We start from the raw sequence: 19,039 nt of genomic DNA on the forward strand, positions 1-19,039 counted from the left end.
ACCTTGAACACCTAACGGCGACCTTGAACACGAAATAACGTGTCCGAGGTCGCCGTTAGGTGTTCAAGGTCGCCGGAGTTGCTCAGTCCTTGGCGGTTTTGCCGGGGAGGGCGAGCATGCGGTCCAGGGCGATCTTGGCGTACTTGTTGGTGTCGGGGTCGACCTTGATCGGGTTGACGACGTGGCCGGCGACCAGGTTTTCCAGGGCCCAGACGAGGTGGGGGAGGTCGATGCGGTTCATCGTGGCGCAGTAGCAGACCGTCTTGTCGAGGAAGACGATGTTCTTGTCGGTGTGCTGCTTGGCCAGCCGCTGGACCAGGTTGAGCTCGGTGCCGACCGCCCACGACGTACCGGGCTCGGCCTTGGCGATCGTGTCGATGATGTACTCCGTCGAGCCGACCAGGTCGGCCTTCAGGACCACCTCGTGCTGGCACTCTGGGTGCACGATCACGTTGACGCCGGGGACGCGGCTGCGGACGTCGTCCACGGACGCGGCGGTGAAGCGGCCGTGCACCGAGCAGTGCCCGCGCCACAGGATCATCTTCGCCTTGGCGAGCTGCTCGCTGGTGAGGCCGCCGCCCGGCTTGTGCGGGTCGTAGACGACGCACTCGTCGAGGCTGATGCCCATCTTCTGTACTGCGGTGTTGCGCCCGAGGTGCTGATCGGGCAGGAACAGCACCTTCTCGCCCTGCTGGAAGGCCCAGTCGAGGGCGACGTCGGCGTTGCTCGAAGTACAGACCGCTCCGCCGTTGCGGCCGCAGAACGCCTTGATGTCGGCGCTGGAGTTCATGTAGGTGACCGGCACGGTGACGTCCGCGACGCCGGCGTCGGCGAGCGCGTCCCAGGCCGCCTCGACCTGCTGGATCCGGGCCATGTCGGCCATCGAGCAGCCGGCCGCGAGGTCGGGCAGAATCACCGTCTGGTTGTCGTTGGTGAGGATGTCGGCGGACTCGGCCATGAAGTGCACGCCGCAGAAGACGATGTACGGCGCGTCCGGCCGGTTCGCCGCGTCCCGCGCGAGCTTGAACGAGTCACCCGTGACGTCGGCGAACTGAATCACCTCGTCGCGCTGGTAGTGGTGCCCGAGGACGAAGACCTGGTCACCGAGCGCCGCCTTGGCCTTCAGCGCTCGCTCGACGAGATCGGGGTCGGAGGCCGGCGGCAGCGCGCCGGGGCACTCCACCCCGCGCTCCGAATGTGGGTCGGTGTCGCGGCCCAGGAACAGCAACGGGAGAGACTTCGAGCCCTCTGCAATGGTTGTCACGACACCCATCGTGCCACGCACCTGCCCTTCGATTTCATGGCCCACGTCACTGCTCAGCATGCGAAATCTTGTGCACGGAAGCACAAGCGCGAACGGTTGTGCGAGCATCGGCAGATGGCTGACGTGATCGTGGTTGGGGCAGGGGTGGCCGGACTCAACTGCGCGATCGGGCTGCAGCAGAAAGGCCTCACCGTCACGGTGCTCGAAGCGGCCGACGAGGTGGGCGGCCGGATCCGGACCGATCTGGTCGACGGTTTCCGCTGCGACCACGGCTTCCAGCTGCTCAACCCCAGCTATCCGGCCGTTCGCCGGTATGTCGATCTGCCCGCCCTCGAGCTGCAGTCCTTCGCCGCTGGGGTCGCGGTCGGGGGAGACGCCGGTACTACGACAGTCGCGGACCCTCGGCGCGAACCGGGACTCATCGGGCGCTCGCTCTTCAGCGGCTACGTCCGGCCGCTCGAATTGGCCCGCCTCGCCGCCTGGGCAGCTCCCGCGTTGGGTCCCGTGCCGCGTCTGCTCGGCGGCCGCGACATGACGTTGGCCGAGTCGCTGGATGACGCCGGGGTCGACGGCCGGCTGCGGTACGAGATTCTTGAGCCGTTCCTGGCCGGCGTACTGGCTTCGGATGACGGGTCGACGTCCGCTGCCTTCGTGCGGCTCCTCCTCCGCGCCTTCCTGCTCGGTACTCCGGGCCTGCCGGTCGCCGGCATGTCGGCGTTGCCCCGGCAACTGGCCGCTCGGCTGGCCGAGCCGGTGCGTACCGGCGTACGGGTGGAGGCGGTGACCGGGCGTTCGGTGAAGACCGCTGAGGGCGAGCTGACCGCCCGCGCTGTGGTGGTGGCTGCCAACCCGACCGCAGGCCTCACCGACGTGCGGCCTCCTCGGATGAAGGGGCTGAGCACGTACTGGTTCGCCACCGATGCGGCGCCCCGGGCAGACAAGCTCCTGGTCGTCGACGGCCTCCGCAACGGACCTGTGCTCAACACGGCGGTCATCTCTAACGTGGCGCCGTCGTATGCGCCGCCTGGACGCCACCTGGTCCAGGCCACCACCCTCTGGCCCACAGAGGCCACTGAGGCCGAGGTACGAATCCAACTGACTCGCCTGTACGGCCGCTCGGCTGGTGCATGGGACCTGCTCATCCGCCACGACATCCACGAGGCACTGCCCGAACAGCCCGCTCCACTCGCCGCCCGCCAACCCGTGGCCCTAGGCGACAACCTGTTCGTAGCAGGCGACCACCGAGACACAGCCTCAATCCAGGGCGCCCTAGTCTCCGGCCGCCGCGCAGCCAACGCAGTAGCCGCCACCCTCACCTCTTGAGCGCTGCCCTGCAGGCGTGATCAGCAGCCCGCGTCGTCTCGGGCAGACGGTAGGACGGCGTCAGATGCAGGGTGTGCGCGACCGCCGTCGGCAGATCCACCCGATGCCCCACCGACACAAAGACCGGCTTAACCGCCTCCCGCGTCCGAACGACCGCACCCACCACGTCACCGTCAAGCACCAAATCCGAACTGGCCCCACGCCCGGCCGCAGGCTCTGAGAACTCCCCGACAAACGCATTCTTGGCCACCCCGATCGTCGGCAGCCCCGTCAGCACCCCGAGATGACAAGCCAGCCCAAACCGCCGCGGATGCGCGAGCCCTTGCCCATCACAAACCAACAGATCCGGCGTGACGGACAACTTGCCAAGCGCCTCCAGCAACACCGGAACCTCCCGAAACGCAAAGAGCCCCGGCACATACGGAAACGTCGTCCGGCCCAACACAGTGGCCCGATCCACCTCGGCAAGGCTCTGCCCATCCAGCACAACCACGGCCGCTGCGAGCTCGTCCCCGTCGTAAGCAACATCCAGCCCCGCGACATACCGGGTGCTGCTGGGCGACGGGCCGGGCCCAGTTGTGTCCACCCACCCATGAAGCTCTTCCTGTACCGCAATCGCTTCAGACGCTGTCGTAGGCCAGTCCACGCCGCGGACGTTACCGCGCCCAGCGGGCGGCCTAGATGGTGTCCCGCACGACAGGAGGTACTCGGTTGGTGGGCCGGGATCGGCCGGTGGCTGAGCGTGGGGAGAGTGCCAGGCGGCGACTACCTCCTGTCGAGCGGGACACATGAGGTCTAGAGCCAGGGCCGGGTGGGCTCAACAGGTCGGCCGGCGTGGTGGGTAGGGGTGGGGTCGAGACGGTGGGCGAGTTACGAGTACGGGTGGGGTAAACGCTGTCCGGAGGTTGGTGGGTGACAGGGGAGCGGGTGGGGGTAGGGGAGGATGTGGGTATGCGCGTGCTGATTGCTCCGGACAAGTTTGCTGGGACGTTGACGGCTGTGGAGGCTGCGGCTGCGATTGAGGAGGGGTGGCGGCGGCGGGATCCGGGGGCTGTGGTGTTGGTGGCGCCGATGGCTGATGGGGGGCCTGGGTTCATTGATGTGCTGGCGGCGGTGGTTGATGGGACGCTGCTGTCGGTGACGGTGCGGGGGCCGTTGGGTGAGGACGTGCCGGCGACGGTGCTGGTTGCGGGGGAGACGGCGTACGTCGAGACGGCGCAGGCGTGTGGGCTGCATCTCGTTGAGCCGGGCGATCGCAGGCCGGAGGACGGGTCGACGTACGGGGTTGGACAGCTGATCGGCGCGGCCGTGGATGCCGGCGCCAAGCGGATCATCCTGGGGCTTGGCGGGTCGGGCACCAACGACGCGGGTGCGGGGCTGCTCGCGGCGCTCGGGGCGACCTCGGAGGGCGGCAGTCTCGAGGCCGGTGCGAAGGGGCTCGAGAAGCTGACCGCAGTGGATCTTGAGCCCGCGCGAACCCGGCTGGCCGGGGTTGAGTTCGTTGCCGCGAGCGACGTCGAGAACCCGATGCTCGGGCTGCGCGGCGCTACCAACATTTTCGGTACTCAGAAGGGCATCACCGATGAGCGCAAGCCCGCGGTCGACGGCTACCTGACCACCTTCGCGGAGCTCGCAGGGCGTAAAACCGCAGATCAGAAGGGTGCCGGGGCCGCCGGCGGGCTCGGGTACGCGTTGCTGTTGCTCGGGGCCGAGCGGGTCTCCGGGATCGATCTGGTCGCGGAGCTGACCGGCCTGGAGTCGAAGGCCAAGCAGGTCGACCTCGTACTGACGGGCGAGGGCGCATTCGACTTCCAATCCCGCGACGGCAAGGTGATCTCCGGAGTCGCGAAGGTCGCGAACGATGCGATGCGGCCTTGCGTAGTACTGGCCGGCAAGGTCCAGATCGGCGCCCGCGAGATGCGCACGATGGGCGTCGAATCGGCCTACTCGCTGGTCGACGCGGTCGGTGAGGAGCGCGCCTTCGCTGACCCGCACGGCTCGCTGGCCACCGTCGCCGAGCGCGTCGCCAAAACCTGGGCCCGCTGAGGCACGCTAGCCGCGCGAGAACCGGCTACCTCGGACACCCAACGGCTACCTCGGACATGAAATAACCTGTTCAAGGTCGCCGGATGGTGTTCAAGGTCACCGGAGGTGATCGGTACGCCGTGCGCCGGGCTGGTCTCAGGGGGGAGGCGTGGAGTTGATCCCTGAAAATGGTGTGCGACCATGGGAATGGTTCGGGATCAGCCGATGTTGCCCCGAATGACAGCGGACTTTCCGCGCGTGGCCGCCTGCCCAAAGCGGCCGGGCGCTCATGAGATGACTGGAGTCAGGAATGACTGAAGCGCAGACCGAGGCAGTGCAGACTGCGGAGGGCACCACGACGGGCAGCGGCATTCTGCTGACCGACGGCGCCGCCGCCAAGGTGAAGGCGCTGCTGGACCAGGAAGGTCGCGACGACCTGGCCCTGCGGGTCGCCGTACAGCCGGGCGGTTGCTCCGGGCTGCGGTACCAGCTGTTCTTCGACGAGCGTCAGCTCGACGGCGACGTGGTGACCGACTTCGGTGGCGTCAGCGTCGTCACCGACCGGATGAGCTCGCCGTACCTCAAGGGTGCGTCGATCGACTTCGTGGACACGATCGAGAAGCAGGGCTTCACGATCGACAACCCGAACGCGACCGGCTCCTGCGCCTGCGGCGACTCGTTCAACTGAGCTAACCCCACAAGCCCCGTTCACCGGTACTCCGGTGAGCGGGGCTTTGGCATGCCCGGAAGCGCCGATCCCCAGCGGCTCGAAGGCCGGATCCAAGGCCCGGGTGCAGGCCGTGTCGCGGACCTTCGCTGAGCGCAGTTCCATCCGGAGTGTGACCTGTGCAAGCGCTTGCCGAAAACTCTTCCCGGCCCCGGATACCGGGTGTTAGCGTCCCCTCGCTTGGTGTGACTTGCGCCATACCTACCTGGGGAGAATCACGTGGGCTGGATCCAGAACTATCAACCGGCCGGCCCCCTGTGGCTCTCGGCTTTGGTGGCCGCATTGCCGGTGGTCGTCTTGCTGGTCGCACTCGGAATCGTGCGGCTTTCGGCGCCGCTGTCGGCCGCGCTCTCGCTGCTCACCGCACTCGGAGTCGCGCTGCTCGCGTACGGGATGCCGGCCAAGCTGGCCTTCGACTCGGCGGCGATGGGCATCGTCTTCGGTGTCTGGTCCGTCGCATGGATCGCGTTCCACGCCGTCTACTTCCACAACGTCACCGTGGCCACGGGACGGTTCGAGCAGATCAAGGCGGTACTGGCCGGGTTCAGCGAGGATCGCCGGCTGCAGGCGCTGCTGATCGCGTTCGGATTCGGCGCGCTGTTGGAAGGCATCGCGGGCGGTGGCTCGCCGATCGCGATCACCGCGGCGATGATGGCGGCGCTCGGCTTCCCGTCGATCCGCGCGGTGGTACTGGCCCTGCTGGCCAACACCGCGCCGGTGGCCTTCGGCGGCCTCGGCAACCCGCTGATCGTGCTCGGCCGGCTGACGGCTCCGATCCTCGGCATGAAGCAAGATCAAGCCACCGACCTGTACTCCGCGATGGTCGGCCGGCAGCTCCCCTTCCTCGCCCTGATCGTGCCGGCGTTCCTGGTGATCGTCATGGCGGGCTGGAAGCGGATGCTCGAGGTCTGGCCGGCCGTACTGACCACCGGCCTGACCTTCGCCGTGATGCAGTACGTGACCTCGAACTTCATCAGCCCCAGCCTCGTCGACGTGATCGCGGCGCTGGCCGCGATGGGCTCGCTCTGGGTGCTCACCCGCTTCTGGGAGCCGCCGACAATCTGGCGCTTCGACGACGAGACCACCCCAGTGGAACAAAAAGTCGGGCTCAGTACCGGCGCGCTCACCGCCTGGATGCCGTACGTCATCCTGATCGTCGCGATCTTCGCCTCCCGGATCGGCTCCATCATCAAGAACCTGCCGACCTGGCTGGACCTGAGCGCGCTCCTCCACCGTGCCGACTGGAAGTTCCCCTGGCCGGGCCTGCACAACGAGGTCATCCAGCACGCCCCGATCACCGCCAAGGACGCCCCGTACGCCGCCACGATCACTATCGACTGGCTCTTCTCACCCGGCACGATCGCCTTGATCGCAGCCCTCATCGCCGGATTCGCCATGGGAGCCAAGCCGGGCCTCCTCTTAGCCACTTACCGCAAGACTCTCCACCAAATGCGCTGGGCCCTGCTGACCATCTTCATGATCCTCGCCATCGCGTTCGTCATGAACTACTCCGGCGCCACCCAAACCCTCGGCCTCGCACTGGCCACCGCAGGCGTGCTGTTCCCGGTGTTCTCGGCGTACATCGGCTGGCTAGGCGTATTCCTCACCGGCTCGGACGCATCAGCCAACAGCCTGTTCGGCCCGATGCAGGTGATCTCAGCCCAGCAACTCCACATCAGCCCGATTCTGGCCGGCGCCACCAACACCGCCGGCGGCGTAATGGCCAAAATGATCTCCCCGCAGAACCTGGCCATCGGCGCCACCGCGATCGGCCAGGGCGGCAAAGAAGGCCAACTACTCAGAATGACCTTCTGGTGGTCCCTAATCCTTGCCTTCGTAGTCGGCATCATCGCCTTGGTCCAGGCAACGGTCCTGACCTGGATGATCCCGGGCTGACAAAGCAACAGGCCGGCCCCAGCAAAGGGGCCGGCCTGCCGAGCGCATCAGTGAGCATGTACGCCTTCACGCGCCCGCTTGGGGAGGGCGAAGGTGACCAGCAGGCTGACGATGAAGAGTCCGACGGCGACCAGGACGGCCGTCTTGGTGGCGCCGAGGAACTGGTGTTCCGGCAGGAGCTGGAAGAAGATCGTGCCGATCACCGCGACGCCGATCGCCCCGCCGTACTGCTGCATGGCGGTCAGTACGCCGGAAGCCGAGCCCGCCGCCTGGTCGTCGATCGACGCCAGGATGATGTCGAAGAGCGGAGCGAACACCATGCCCGCGCCGATCCCGGTCGCCAGCGTGGCCGGTACGAGATTCCAGATCGTCGTCGCGTCGCCGTGCACGTGCAGGGTGAACCAGACTCCGACCATCGCCACCGTCATCACCACGATGCCCAGCTGCAGCGCGGTCCGGCCCAACTTAGGCGCCAGCAGCCCGCCGGACAGCGGCGCGCCGATCGCGATCCCGAGGGAGAACGGCACCATCGCGAGGCCGGCCTTCAGTGGGCTGTAGTGCAGTCCGAGCTGGGTGAAGAGGTTGAAGACCAGCATGAAACCGGACATCGCGAGGAAGAACGTGGAGATGACGCCGAGCCCTGCGACGTACCCGCGGTTGCGGAACAGCGACGGGTCGATCACGGGGTTGCCGGACCGGCGCTCACGCCAGCCGAACAGGGCGAAGACGGCGACGGACGAGATCAGCATCGCGATCGACCAGGCCGGCCAGCCGAGCTCACGGCCCTGCACCAGCGGGTAGATCAGGAAACCGGAGGCAAGGCTGATCAGGAGCACGCCGAGGGTGTCGAGGCGTCGTGCCCCCTTGGCTTTCACTTCCGGCATGTAGCGGAGAGCGCCGAAGAGCGCGAGGATCCCGATCGGGACGTTGATGAAGAAGATCATCCGCCAGCCGGCGTCGAACCAGTTCGCGTCGATCAGCACCCCGGCGATGATCGGGCCGGCCACCGCGGACAGCCCCATCACCGGACCGAACAGGCTGAACGCCTTGCCGATCTCGGCCGGTGGGAAGACCGCCTTCAGGATGGCGAAGCCCTGCGGGATCATCACCGCGCCCAGCAATCCCTGGGCGATCCGGCTGCCGATCAGCAGCTCCGGCGAGGTGGCGAACCCGCAGAGCGCCGAGGTGAGGGTGAAGCCGGCCGCGCCGATCAGGAACAGCCGGCGCCGGCCGACCAGGTCGCCGAGCCGGCCGAAGGTGACCAGCCCGATCGCGAAGGCGAGCGTGTAGCCGGCCAGCATCCACTGCATCGCCGCCTCGGAGCCGCCGAGGTCGGCCCGGATCGAGGGGGCCGCGATGTTCACGATGGTGGCGTCGACCAGATCCATGATCTCGGCGACCAGCACGGTGCCGAGCACGATCCAGCGCCACTTGTACGCCGGGGAGGTGGCCGGCGCGGCCGGTTCGGCCAGGGTTTGGGTGCTCATCGGTGGCGCCCCTTCCAGAAGTCGGTTGTCGAACGGTGTTCGCTCACGAACACTGTTCTACGCTCGTACGGTGTTCGTGTCAAGTACGGTGTTCGCTACAGTGGTCTCCATGAACCAGTCGCCGTGGCAACCCATCAGCCCCGAGAAGCCGGCCCGGCCGGTCCGCGAGCCGCTCAGCCGGGAGCGGATCGTCGACGCGGCGCTGAGCGTTCTGCTCGATCAGGGCTACGAGGCGGTCTCGATGCGCAAGGTCGCCCAGGTGCTGAACACCGGGCCCGCCTCGCTGTACGCGCACGTGGCGAACAAGAAGGAGCTCGACCAGCTGATGCTCGAGCGGGCGGCTCAGGGCATCGAGCTGGAGGAGCCCGATCCGGAGCGCTGGCAGGAGCAGCTGAAGGACTCGATGCGGCAGATGCTGAGGATGATGCGCGCCTATCCCGGGGTCGCGCGGGCGGCGATCGGTCAGGTTCCGCTCGGTGAGCGCGCGCTGGAGAGCAGCGAGAACATGCTCGGCATCCTCAAGGCGGGCAAGCTGCCGGACCAGGTCGCCGCCTTCGCGGTCGACCTGATCCCGCTCTACGTGACCGCCACGGCGTTCGAGGAGAGTGTCCAGCGGGCCGACGACTGGACTGAGGCGGACATCGCCGAGTTCGTCGGGGGGCTGCGCCGGTTCTTCGACGGGTTGCCGCGGGAGAAGTTCCCGCTGATGGTCTCGCTGGCTGCCGCGCTGACCGCGGGTACCGGCGGCGATGAGCGGTTCGAGTTCGGCGTACAGGTGATCGTGGCCGGCCTGGCCTCACTCGCCGAGAACTAAAGGCTCCTGTAGCTCCGTCACCCAGGCTGTTGGGTCGTCGGGGCAGTCCAGGTAGAGCTCGCGGGACGGACTGCTGGAGCGGTGGCCGTTGTCGTCGATCCAGCGGGCCAGGGCCTGCCAGGCCGTCAGTACCTCGTCGATGCGCCCGCGATGGACGAGCGTCGCGGCGCGGGTGGCCGGTAGGTCGACCACCGTCAATCCGTTGAGTGCGGCATCGGAATCGACGGCGGCCGGTACTGCGGCATGCACTATCACCTCATCGCCGGAAGCCTCGTAATAGCAGGTCAGTCGCCCGCCCGGCCGGACTCCAGTTGCCTCAGGCAACCGTTGTCCGAGCTCGGCGCAGAGCGGATGGACGACCAGCCCGATGTCGTCGGGCGTGAAGCTGGCGGCAGTACTGGACAACTCGACGAATCGGGACGCCGGCAGGTCCTTGACCACGACCGCGGGTACGTCGTCGCCTTGCTCGATACTGCGCAGCCGCGACTCGACCTGCGTCAGCCGCGCGGCGCTCTCGGCCACGGCGGACTCGAGTTCGGCCCGGCGCAGCGACAACATCGCCCGTACCTCCACCAGGCTGATCTCGTCGGCGAGCATCGTCCGGACCTGCTCGAGCGTGAAGCCCAGATCCTTCAGCGCGACGATCCGGTTGAGGTCGGCGAGCTGGGCCGCATCGTAGTTGCGGTACCCGGTCGCATCGTCGACGTGGGCCGGCCGGAGCAGTCCGATGGCGTCGTAGTGCCGCAGCATCCGCACCGACACCCGGCCGTGCCTGGCGAAGTCCCCGATCGCGAACATCGCTCTCCTTTCTCTGAGGGGAGTTAACCAGCCGCGAGCTCGGCGAAGGTGATCGCCGTGTCGTCCTCGTGGAACGCGCTGATCACTTGAGCCCCGACGGGCAGGCCAGCTGTGGGGATCGGCATACTCACCGCGGGCAGGCCGGTCAGCGAGGCATGCGAGATCCAGAACACCTGCGCGTCGTACGGCCGGCCGTCGATCGTCCGTTCCTCGAAGGGGCGATCGTCGTGCGGGAAGGCGGTCGTGAAGCTGGTCGGGCAGAGGAAGACGTCGATGTCTTGGAAGTACGCCTGCCAGGTCGCCCGGGCCGCCATCCGCCGGCGCTCCTGCTCGATGATCTGGGGGAGGGGCGCGAAGTCGGAGTCCTCGCCGTGCAGTGCGAAGAACAGCCCGATCTGGAAACCGAAGTCCTCGGCCTGGTCTGATGGATCGACGCCTTCCGGCCAGCCCTCGACGATCTTCACGCCTTGGCTCGCCAGCGCGTCGATCTTGTCGGACAGGGCCTTGCCGACCTCGTCGGTGACGGGCGCATCGGGGTGGTCGAGGACGACGCCGACCCGATAGTCGGTCAGCCTGCGATGCCTTGGCGGTTCGAGATGCCACGACATCGCTTTGCCGGTTGGGCCGCCGGTGACTTCCAGGGCTGTGCGGAGGTCGGCGGCTGATGATGCGAGGGGGCCGAGGCTCGATGGGTTGGGGAACTCGGTGATGGGGGCGGGTGGGCCCGGGGGCTGGAAGCCGTTCAGCGGTACTACGCCTGCGGTGGGCTTGAGGCCGTAGACGCCGCAGTAGGCCGCGGGGAGGCGGATGGAGCCGACCAGGTCGGAGCCGTACTCCAAGTACGTGAGGCCGGCGGCCAGTGCGGCGGCTCCACCTCCGCTGGAGCCTCCCGGAGTACGGGCGGGGTCGTGGGGGTTGTTCGTACGGCCGTAGAGCTCGTTGGCCGTCTGGCCGAAGTCGCCGAGCATGGTGTGGACGTTGCTCTTGCCGACGATGATCGCGCCGGCACTCTTCAACCGCTCGACCAGCGTGGCATCAGCGGGCGGGAGGTAGTCGGCAAAGGCCGGGTCGCCCCAGGTCGTGTGCAGGCCGGCCACGTTGATCGCGTCCTTCACGGTCATCGGTACGCCGTGCAGCGGGCCGAGGTCGGCGCCTGAGGCAACTGCCTCGTCGGCGGCGGTGGCTGCCTGCAGCGCGTACTCGGGGCGCGTCTCGACGATCGCGTTCACGGTCGTATCGGCGGTGATCCGGGCCAGCAGGTCTTCGGTGAGTTCGCGGGAGGAGGCCTGGCCGGCGCGGATCGCGGCGGCTGCCTGGTTCGCGGTACAGAGTCTGTTCATGGCGTCAGCTCTACGGTCTGACACGGTGTCAGGGTCAAGCGCTGCCGGTACGTCGGGTCGGTGAGCGTCCGTCGGAGCTGCGCGTCCTGGATCGCCTCCGCGCCGAGGACCGCAATCCGGCGGAGGCCTTCGGGCGGGTTGGTAAGTACCTCATGGCGTGCCCGGCGACCCGCCCCGGTGAGCCCTGGGAACCACCTCAGCGCCAACCCCCGAGCAGCAAGCATGCCGCGGGTTGCCCTCATAGCCTTCGACTCAGCGACCGCGTCGACGATGGATTCCAGCTCCAAGCCAGCGCTCGGCACGACGTCGAGCACCGCCTGCTCAAGCGCGTCACCCCAACCAACTTCGTCCAAGCGGTGGGCCCGGCCGTCCGCGCCGATCTCGAGCTGCTCCGACTGGCACAGGGCGAGTACGGCCGTCAGCACAGCCCGCCTCGGCCCGCCGCAAAGGTAGGACAACTCGTGCAGCGACAGCGCAGCCGCTCTCGTCATGACGCCCTCCCGTGGCTCTTTGGCCAGTTGGACCTGTTTCACGAGCCGCTGGTTCCCAAGTTCGGGCTAGGTCTTGTTCAGGTAGGCGAGGACGGCCAGGACCCGGCGGTTGGTGGTGGTGTCGTCGGTGATCGACAGCTTGGCGAAGAGCGCGGTGGTGTGTTTGCTGACCGCGCTTTCGCTGAGGAAGAGACGCTGGCAGATCGCCTGGTTGGACAGGCCTTCGGCCATCAGGGCGAGGACCTCGTGTTCGCGGTCGGTGAGCCGGCCGAGCCTCGGGGTTCGGTTGTTGAGGAGCTTGGCGATCACAGCGGGATCCATCGCGGTGCCGCCGGCGGCGACGCGTTCCAGGGCGTCGATGAACTGGTCGGCGTCGAAGACGCTTTCCTTGAGCAGGTAGCCGATGCCGCCGGTGCCGTCGGCAAGGAGTTCGCGAGCGTAGAGCTGCTCGACGTGCTGGGACAGGATCAGGACCGGCAGACCCGGTACTTCGTTGCGCGCGGCAAGGGCTGCGCGCAGGCCCTCGTCAGACTGGGTCGGCGGCATCCGGACGTCGACGACGGAGACGTCCGGCCGGAGCTCCAGCAGGGCGGTGAGCGTCTCGGGGCCGGTGCTCGTGGTCGCGACGACCTCATGCCCGTAGGCCTCGATCAGTCGGACCATGCCGTCGCGCAGGAGGTAGAGGTCTTCGGCTACAAGGATTCGCATGGCACCACCATTCTGACCATGGTCGGGCCGCCGGGTGGGCTGGTGATCTCGCACACGCCGTCGAAGACCGCCAGCCGGCGTTGCAGACCGTCGAGTCCGCCACCTCTGCGCGCGGAGGCGCCGCCCTTGCCATTGTCGGAGACTTCGACGATCAGGGTAGAGGTACGCGTGAGGTTGATTCGTACTGATGTTGCGCGGGCGTGTTTGGTCGCGTTGGTGAGTAGTTCTGCGACAGCGAAGTACAGGGCGGACTCGATCGGTGGGTCGAGGGTCAGCCGGCCGGCGGCGCTGACGGTGACCTCGAGTGGACTGTCGAGGGCGAGGGCCCGGACGGCGTCGACGAGGCCGCGTTCGTTGAGGACCGGTGGGTTGATGCCCTGGACCAGTTCGCGGAGCTCGGTCAGTGAGGTGGCGGCGCCGGCACGGGCCTCGCGCATGAGGGCTTTGGCCTGGTCGGGGTCGGTCTCCATCAGCTTCTCCGCGGTGGCCAGGGCGAGGCCGAGTGCGACCAGCCGGGCCTGGGCACCGTCGTGCAGATCGCGTTCGATCCGGCGGATCTCGGCGGCCTGCGCGACCGTGCTGTCGGCGCGCTGCGCGGTCAGTTCATCGACTCGCTCTGCCAGCACCTGCTCCTGCGACGGCTGCAAGAACCGGACGGCCACAGGCTCGGCGGTGCGCCATGCGTAGGGGGAGATGGTGAGGGCGGCGATCAGGCCGAGTACGCCGACCATGGTGAGCCCTGGCCGGATGATCGCGAGGACCACCAAGGCGATCCCGGCCGGTGGGACGGCGGCGACCAGGCCGATGGCGAACGGGGCGATCCCCAGGAACCGCAGGTCGCGCCAGGTTGCGGGGTCGCGCCACAGGTTCGCGAGTTCCTGGTCCTCCTTCGCTTCCTTACTCGTGGAGGAGTACGAGCGGCCGTTCCACCAGTAGCCGGTGGACATCTGCGTCACCGGCGCGGGCTCCAGGTAGCCGCCGGGGATGACGGTGCCGGTCCAGCGCGCGACGAAGTACCGGATCATCCGGCAGATCGGCCGCGCCAGCGTGAACGTACCGACGGCAGCCAGCACCACGGGCGCGATCAACGACCACGGATTCCCACCCCACCAGACCCAAACCACCGCCGCGACCGCCCAGACGGCCGGCACCAGCATGGTCACGCCCACCAGAACGCAGGCCCGCCCGAACCCCACGCAGAGCTTGGCCGCCCACGACGCCACCTGTCCCATGTACTCCTCCAACTGCCGGTACGACTTCCTGCCTCCACTCTGTACCGCCCGACCCCGGATCCCGACCGGATTTGGACGACAGTAGGTCTAGCCCCACCGCGTCGGACGGCCGGCCCCCGCGCGATGCTCGCGAACGCGATGCTGACCGGGTCGGCGTCCTCGCCTTGCCGATCATCAAGCAGTTCCTAGCCAAGGAGGCGTAACGCAGTCAGTGCGTACGCTCTCGCGGCGACCACGAGCTCATCGATGCCGACGGATTCGTCGGCTCGGTGGGCTTGGGTGGTGACTGAGCCAGGGCCGAGGACGACGACCGGTACGCCGAGGTCGCGGGCAATGAAGCCGCCGTCGCAAGCCGCGGTCCAGCCGCCGAGGGGGAGTTGCGGGCCGCCGGCATCGGTGAGGGCAGCGTCGGTGGTGGTGACCAGGTCTGCGTCGGCGGGCGTGAGGAAGGCGGGCATCTCCATCGGCATCTCCAACTCCACCGAGAGGCCGCGGGCCTCGAGGTTGAGGGCGGCGACCCGGGTCTTGAGATCGTCGAGGACAGCGTCGGGTGATTCGCCTGGGAGGAGGCGGCGGTCGGCGACGAGGACGCACTCGGCGGGAACGATCGAACCGCCGGTACCACCCTGGATCTGGCCGACGCTCCAGGTGGCCGCGCCGAGCAGCGGGTGCGGCGACTCGGCCAGCTCGGCATGCAACCGCTCGATCTCGGCCACTACGGCGGCCGCGCCGTAGATCGCGTTGGCGCCGTCGGCGGGGTTGCCCGCGTGGCAGGCCTTCCCGTGGATCTCGACGCGGAGGTACGAGTCGCCGCGCGCGCCGATGATGGTCTGCAGGTCAGTCGGCTCCGCCGTGATGCACCCAAGCCACGAGCCGCCGACGCCGCCGATGCCGGCCCCGCCGATGCGGTCCCTGCCGATGCCGTCGGCGCCGCCGCCGGTGCCGCTGGTGGTGCGCCCTGCGGCATCGACGTACGCGCGGATGCCCTTGCCGGTTTCTTCTTCGTCCATCAGGGCGGCCAGTTCGACCGGGCCGCTCAGCTCGACACCACGCAGGGCCGCGAGAGCTGCGAGCGCGGCTGCCAGACCGCCTTTCATGTCGGAGGCGCCGCGGCCGTAGAGGCGGCCATCGATGAGTTCGGCGCCGAAGGGGTCCTTGGTCCAGCCGTCGCCGATCGGTACGACGTCGGTATGGCCGAGCAGGAGCAGACCCGGTCCGTTGCCACCGGCAAGCGTGATGCTGACGTTGTCGCGGCCGGGCTCGACGCGGGTGGCGACGACGTCCAGGTCGAGCTCGATCGCGGCCGCGCTCAACGCGGCGACCGTCGCCGCCTCCTCGCCGGGCGGGTTCTGCCCGGTCGCCCGCAACAGGCTCTGGGTGATCCGGACGAGGAGCTCCTCGTCGACACGATCGAGGACGGACTGTTCGGCGGGAGTGATCATGAGCCCAGTTTCGCAGTGGAAGCCGCGCCCAGCCGGGACGCGGCTTCCGGGATCAGCTCAGTTGCTGATGGCGGCCGACCCGTGCGTCATAGGCCGTGCCGGAAGCCCTGTCGCCAGCTTGCGTAGCCGGGCTGCCAGCAGAAGGCGTCCTTTGCCTTGCTGTTGTCCGCGCCGCGGATCTGGGTGAAGGCCGAGACCGCCGCCTCGCCGGCCGCCAGTTTGGCCAGCCACACTGGGATGTGGCGGGGCGGCTTCGCGCCCAGGATGCGGGCAAGCTCGGGTAGCCAGACCGCTACGGAGGCCGGGTCGTCGTCGGCGATCTGGTAAATGCCCGGGTCGCCCATCGTGACCGCTCGGACTGTTGCGTCGGCCGCGTCGTCGTAGTGGATGAAGGACCAGATGCCCGACCCGTCGCCGATCAGCGGCAGCTTGCGCGCGCGGATCAGCTCGACCATTTCGCCACCCTTGCCGATCGCCCCGGTCGGGCCGTAGAAGCTCGCGTACCGGAGTACGAGACCCTCGAGAGCCTGGTCGCCGGTGACGGCCGCCTCGAGCTGGCGGATGCCGGCCATTGTCTTGGCAGTCGCCGCGACCGGTTCGGCATCCAGCGGGACGTCCTCGGTCTTGGTCGGCGAGCCACCACGCTGCAGGTTCCAGCCGGCGTAGCTCTGCACGATGATCCGCCGTACGCCGGCAGCGTGCGACGCGGCGAGCAGGTTGTCCGTGCCCTCCGTGCGCAGCCGATTGGTCAACGCGAAGCTCTCGTCGAACTTCTTGAAGTCGATCCCGGACTTCAACGCGGTCATCTGGTGCACGACCACCTCAGGCTGCACGGACCCGACAGCCGCCTTCACCGCGGCAGCATCCAGCCCGTCCGCCAGTACCACCTGAGCACCCTGCGCCCGTACGCCGGCCGCGCCCGACTCGGACCGGATCATCCCGGTCACCTCGTGCCCCGCCGCGATCAGCTTCGGCACCAGCGACCGTCCGAGCCCGCCGGTCGCGCCCGCCACCAACACCTTCATCTCATCCTCCGTCTCACTGTCTACGACCCAGGGACACGGCGGACGGCGGGCCTGTGACTATGACCCGCGTCACGTCCTCAGCGCGAGCGCAGCGTCAGCTCCGGTGGCCAGAACGAGACGTTGAAGCGCAGGTCGATCTGCAAGGCGTCGCCATCGACCCGGCAGCGCATCGTGACGACGTACGGGGTCTCGAGGTAGCGGACGATCGCGACGAAGGTGTCGCCATCGCCGTACGCGCTGGTGACCAGCCGTTGTGGCGTGTCCTGCAGCTTGTCGAGATCCTCCCGCCATGGGCCGGCGGCGAAGACCAGCTCCTGCGTCCTGCCCGCGGACACCTGGGCCTCGTCAGCCAGCGAGCCGGGCACGAGGGTGAAGGTGCCGGTGCCGTCAGAGTCGAGCTGCACAGCGGCGATCCCCATCGGGTTGGGGTCGAACTCGTACCTCCGCCCGTCGCCGCCAGGGGTCGGACCGGCCGGCGGTAGCAACTCCAGCCGCGGCGGTCGCGCAGTACCGTCGCCTGCCTCGCCCTGCAGAGCGGGAAGCAGGTGCTCCCAGATGATGTCCATGACGGCCTGCATGTTCGGCGAGGCGCTGGTGATGACGAGCGTCGTGTCGTGATCGGGGAAGACCAAGCAGTACTGACCGAAGGCGCCGTCACCGCGGTAGGCGTTGTTGCGGGCGCGCCAGAACTGGTAGCCGTACCCCTGCCTCCAGTCCGGGTTGACCTCGACGGAGTTGTCGACCTGCTTCTTCGTCGCCTCGTCGATCCAGGCGGCAGGTACGAGCTGCTTGCCGTCCCACTCGCCGCGCTGCAGCAGGAACTGGCTGAACCGCGCCAGCGACTCGGTGCTGATGCTCAGCCCCCAGCCGCCCAGCGTGACGCCCTCCTTGGACGTCGGCCAGGTCGCCTCGCCGATGCCGAGCGGCTCGAACAGCCGAGGCCGCAGGTAGTCGAGCAGCGTCTCGCCGGTGACCTTCTGCAGGATCGCCGACAGCATGTACGTCGCGCCGGTGTTGTAGACGAACGGAGCGCCCGGCGCATGCCCGACCTCCAGGCCGAGGAAGGTGCGGATCATCCGCTCGTCCCGGCCGAGCGCCTCGATGGTGTCCTGGGTGTGGCCGGTCGACATCGTCAGCAGATGCCGGATCTCCATCGCGGCCAGGTTGTCGCTGACCTCGGCGGGCAGCTCGTCCGCGCTGAAGAACGACACGACCTTGTCGTCGATCGAGAGCTTGCCGTCCTCGACGAGCAGCCCGATGCCCATCGAGGTGAAGCTCTTCGAGATCGAGAACAGCAGGTGCGGATCCTCGATCCGGTACGGCGCCCAGGCCTCCTCGAGCACCACCTGGCCGTGCCGGACGAGCATCAGCGTCTGGATCTCCTGCTCGGACGCGTCGAGCGCGCCGACAAAAGCATCCAGCGCGGCGGCGGATAGACCCTGGGCTTCTGGGGTAATGCGTGGAAGGCTGCTCACCCTGTGCACGCTATCTCGTCGAACGGACAAAAAAACACGTGACTACACGAGCGGCTGTGATCCTCAACCCGGTCAAGGTTCCGGACGGATTCCGCGACAAGGTCGACGCGGCGCTGACCGAGCGTGGGTACGCCGACACGGTCTGGCTGGAGACGACCGAGGAGGACCCTGGTTCGTCGATGGCCAAGGACGCGATCGCGCAGAGCGTCGACCTGGTCGTGGTGGCCGGTGGCGACGGGACCGTCCGGGTCGTCTGCACCGAGCTGGCCGGGGCCGGCATCCCGGTCGCGGTACTTCCCGCAGGTACCGGCAATCTCCTGGCCCGCAATCTCGGCATCTCCCTCGACCTCGACACCGCGTTGGCCCAGCTGCTGGACGGCAGCGAGCAGTCGATCGACAGCGTGGAGGTCAAGGGCGACGACCTGGCCGACCGCTTCGTGGTGATGGCCGGCCTCGGACTCGACGCCGCGATCATCGCCGACGCCCCCGACGGCCTGAAGAAACACGTCGGCTGGGCGGCCTACGTGGTCTCGACCGTGAAGAACCTCAACCACCCCTTCGTCCGGGTGGAGATCACCATCGACGACCGGCCACCGGTACGCCGCCGCGCCCGGACCGTCGTGATCGGCAACGTCGGCACTCTCCAGGCCAACATCCCGCTGCTCCCGGACGCGAAGCCCGACGACGGCAAGATCGACCTGGTCGTGCTGGCCCCGCGCCGGGTCAGCCACTGGCCCCGGCTCGCCCTGAGCCTGGTCGTCAAGCGGGTCCAGGAAGGCCGGCACATCGAACGCTTCACCGGCCAGACCATCCAGGTGAAGGCATCGACGACCGTCCGCCGCGAACTGGACGGCGACCAGATCTCCAACGGCCGCATCCTCACCGCGACGGTCGACCCCGGCGCACTGGTCGTCCGCGTGCCCTGAGTTGTCGACCTCTTCCCTGCTGATGGAAGGCAGCGGCCGGAGGCGGTCCGAGTATCCGCTCGTAGG

17 protein-coding genes are annotated in these 19,039 nt (G+C 68.2%); 6 read left to right on the forward strand and 11 right to left on the reverse strand.

The genetic code is table 11. The features are described 5' to 3' along the window. Positions 1-82 precede the first annotated feature (82 nt). Positions 83-1,264, reverse strand: a complete 1,182-nt coding sequence (gene nadA / locus OHA70_RS26935) for a quinolinate synthase NadA (RefSeq protein ID WP_328322377.1) — start codon at positions 1,262-1,264, stop codon at positions 83-85. Between the two features lie 114 nt (positions 1,265-1,378). Between nadA and OHA70_RS26940 the strand changes: the two genes are divergently transcribed. Further along, positions 1,379-2,587 carry an NAD(P)/FAD-dependent oxidoreductase gene (locus tag OHA70_RS26940; protein ID WP_328322379.1) on the forward strand — a complete coding sequence of 403 codons (1,209 nt, stop codon included), beginning with the start codon at positions 1,379-1,381 and terminating at the stop codon, positions 2,585-2,587. Here OHA70_RS26940 and OHA70_RS26945 read toward each other — a convergent pair. Next, complete coding sequence (locus tag OHA70_RS26945) at positions 2,577-3,173, reverse strand: endonuclease V (protein WP_328322381.1); 597 nt, start codon at positions 3,171-3,173, stop codon at positions 2,577-2,579. The two genes, OHA70_RS26940 and OHA70_RS26945, sit on opposite strands and share 11 nt — an antisense overlap. A 365-nt stretch (positions 3,174-3,538) precedes the next feature. Here OHA70_RS26945 and OHA70_RS26950 point away from each other — a divergent pair, with 365 nt between their 5' ends. The 3 genes from OHA70_RS26950 (at position 3,539) to OHA70_RS26960 (ending at position 7,235) form a co-directional block, all read left to right on the forward strand. Then, complete coding sequence (locus OHA70_RS26950) at positions 3,539-4,633, forward strand: glycerate kinase family protein (RefSeq protein WP_328322383.1); 1,095 nt, start codon at positions 3,539-3,541, stop codon at positions 4,631-4,633. Positions 4,634-4,922: 289 nt separating this feature from the next. Then, the gene (locus OHA70_RS26955; RefSeq protein WP_328322385.1) at positions 4,923-5,300 is read left to right on the forward strand and encodes a HesB/IscA family protein; all 378 of its coding nucleotides are present in this window, start codon (positions 4,923-4,925) and stop codon (positions 5,298-5,300) included. Positions 5,301-5,558: 258 nt separating this feature from the next. After that, positions 5,559-7,235, forward strand: coding sequence for an L-lactate permease (locus tag OHA70_RS26960; RefSeq protein ID WP_328322386.1), 1,677 nt, complete (start codon positions 5,559-5,561; stop codon positions 7,233-7,235). A 47-nt stretch (positions 7,236-7,282) separates the two neighbouring features. Here the strand turns inward: OHA70_RS26960 and OHA70_RS26965 are convergent, their stop codons facing one another. Next, complete coding sequence (locus OHA70_RS26965; RefSeq protein ID WP_328322388.1) at positions 7,283-8,722, reverse strand: DHA2 family efflux MFS transporter permease subunit; 1,440 nt, start codon at positions 8,720-8,722, stop codon at positions 7,283-7,285. A gap of 109 nt (positions 8,723-8,831) precedes the next feature. Between OHA70_RS26965 and OHA70_RS26970 the strand changes: the two genes are divergently transcribed. Further along, the gene (locus OHA70_RS26970; protein ID WP_328322390.1) at positions 8,832-9,536 is read left to right on the forward strand and encodes a TetR/AcrR family transcriptional regulator; all 705 of its coding nucleotides are present in this window, start codon (positions 8,832-8,834) and stop codon (positions 9,534-9,536) included. Here OHA70_RS26970 and OHA70_RS26975 read toward each other — a convergent pair. From OHA70_RS26975 to OHA70_RS27010, 8 genes are all read right to left on the reverse strand, one after another. Continuing rightward, the gene (locus tag OHA70_RS26975; protein WP_328322392.1) at positions 9,519-10,334 is read right to left on the reverse strand and encodes a MerR family transcriptional regulator; all 816 of its coding nucleotides are present in this window, start codon (positions 10,332-10,334) and stop codon (positions 9,519-9,521) included. The genes OHA70_RS26970 and OHA70_RS26975 overlap by 18 nt on opposite strands. 23 nt (positions 10,335-10,357) lie before the next feature. Continuing rightward, the gene (locus OHA70_RS26980; RefSeq protein WP_328322394.1) at positions 10,358-11,674 is read right to left on the reverse strand and encodes an amidase family protein; all 1,317 of its coding nucleotides are present in this window, start codon (positions 11,672-11,674) and stop codon (positions 10,358-10,360) included. Then, positions 11,671-12,165, reverse strand: a complete 495-nt coding sequence (locus tag OHA70_RS26985) for a TIGR04222 domain-containing membrane protein (RefSeq protein ID WP_328322396.1) — start codon at positions 12,163-12,165, stop codon at positions 11,671-11,673. Before OHA70_RS26985 ends, OHA70_RS26980 begins: the two co-directional genes overlap by 4 nt. 66 nt (positions 12,166-12,231) lie before the next feature. Continuing rightward, positions 12,232-12,873, reverse strand: a complete 642-nt coding sequence (locus tag OHA70_RS26990) for a response regulator transcription factor (protein ID WP_328322398.1) — start codon at positions 12,871-12,873, stop codon at positions 12,232-12,234. Then, a complete protein-coding gene (locus OHA70_RS26995; protein ID WP_328322400.1) occupies positions 12,858-14,105 on the reverse strand; it encodes a sensor histidine kinase in 1,248 nt (415 codons plus the stop codon). Before OHA70_RS26995 ends, OHA70_RS26990 begins: the two co-directional genes overlap by 16 nt. Positions 14,106-14,290: 185 nt before the next feature. Further along, a complete protein-coding gene (locus OHA70_RS27000; protein ID WP_328322402.1) occupies positions 14,291-15,547 on the reverse strand; it encodes a M20 family metallopeptidase in 1,257 nt (418 codons plus the stop codon). Positions 15,548-15,633: 86 nt separating this feature from the next. After that, complete coding sequence (locus OHA70_RS27005; RefSeq protein WP_328322405.1) at positions 15,634-16,572, reverse strand: NAD-dependent epimerase/dehydratase family protein; 939 nt, start codon at positions 16,570-16,572, stop codon at positions 15,634-15,636. A gap of 77 nt (positions 16,573-16,649) precedes the next feature. After that, a complete protein-coding gene (locus tag OHA70_RS27010) occupies positions 16,650-18,047 on the reverse strand; it encodes a serine hydrolase domain-containing protein (protein ID WP_328322407.1) in 1,398 nt (465 codons plus the stop codon). A gap of 38 nt (positions 18,048-18,085) precedes the next feature. On the opposite strand from OHA70_RS27010, the gene OHA70_RS27015 reads away from it, so the two are divergent. Next, the gene (locus OHA70_RS27015; protein ID WP_328322409.1) at positions 18,086-18,973 is read left to right on the forward strand and encodes a diacylglycerol/lipid kinase family protein; all 888 of its coding nucleotides are present in this window, start codon (positions 18,086-18,088) and stop codon (positions 18,971-18,973) included. Positions 18,974-19,039 lie beyond the last annotated feature (66 nt).

It is taken from the genome of Kribbella sp. NBC_00382 (assembly GCF_036067295.1).
Taxonomy (GTDB): Bacteria; Actinomycetota; Actinomycetes; order Propionibacteriales; family Kribbellaceae; genus Kribbella.

Coding starts and splice junctions, on each gene's coding strand:
- OHA70_RS26940 (WP_328322379.1), top strand. CDS start 1,379: ATGGCTGACGTGATCGTGGTTGGGGCAGGGGTGGCCGGACTCAACTGC.
- OHA70_RS27005 (WP_328322405.1), bottom strand. CDS start 16,572: ATGAAGGTGTTGGTGGCGGGCGCGACCGGCGGGCTCGGACGGTCGCTG.
- OHA70_RS26970 (WP_328322390.1), top strand. CDS start 8,832: ATGAACCAGTCGCCGTGGCAACCCATCAGCCCCGAGAAGCCGGCCCGG.
- OHA70_RS26985 (WP_328322396.1), bottom strand. CDS start 12,165: ATGACGAGAGCGGCTGCGCTGTCGCTGCACGAGTTGTCCTACCTTTGC.
- OHA70_RS26990 (WP_328322398.1), bottom strand. CDS start 12,873: ATGCGAATCCTTGTAGCCGAAGACCTCTACCTCCTGCGCGACGGCATG.
- OHA70_RS26980 (WP_328322394.1), bottom strand. CDS start 11,674: ATGAACAGACTCTGTACCGCGAACCAGGCAGCCGCCGCGATCCGCGCC.
- OHA70_RS26955 (WP_328322385.1), top strand. CDS start 4,923: ATGACTGAAGCGCAGACCGAGGCAGTGCAGACTGCGGAGGGCACCACG.
- OHA70_RS26965 (WP_328322388.1), bottom strand. CDS start 8,722: ATGAGCACCCAAACCCTGGCCGAACCGGCCGCGCCGGCCACCTCCCCG.
- OHA70_RS26995 (WP_328322400.1), bottom strand. CDS start 14,105: ATGGGACAGGTGGCGTCGTGGGCGGCCAAGCTCTGCGTGGGGTTCGGG.
- OHA70_RS26950 (WP_328322383.1), top strand. CDS start 3,539: ATGCGCGTGCTGATTGCTCCGGACAAGTTTGCTGGGACGTTGACGGCT.
- OHA70_RS27000 (WP_328322402.1), bottom strand. CDS start 15,547: ATGATCACTCCCGCCGAACAGTCCGTCCTCGATCGTGTCGACGAGGAG.
- OHA70_RS26975 (WP_328322392.1), bottom strand. CDS start 10,334: ATGTTCGCGATCGGGGACTTCGCCAGGCACGGCCGGGTGTCGGTGCGG.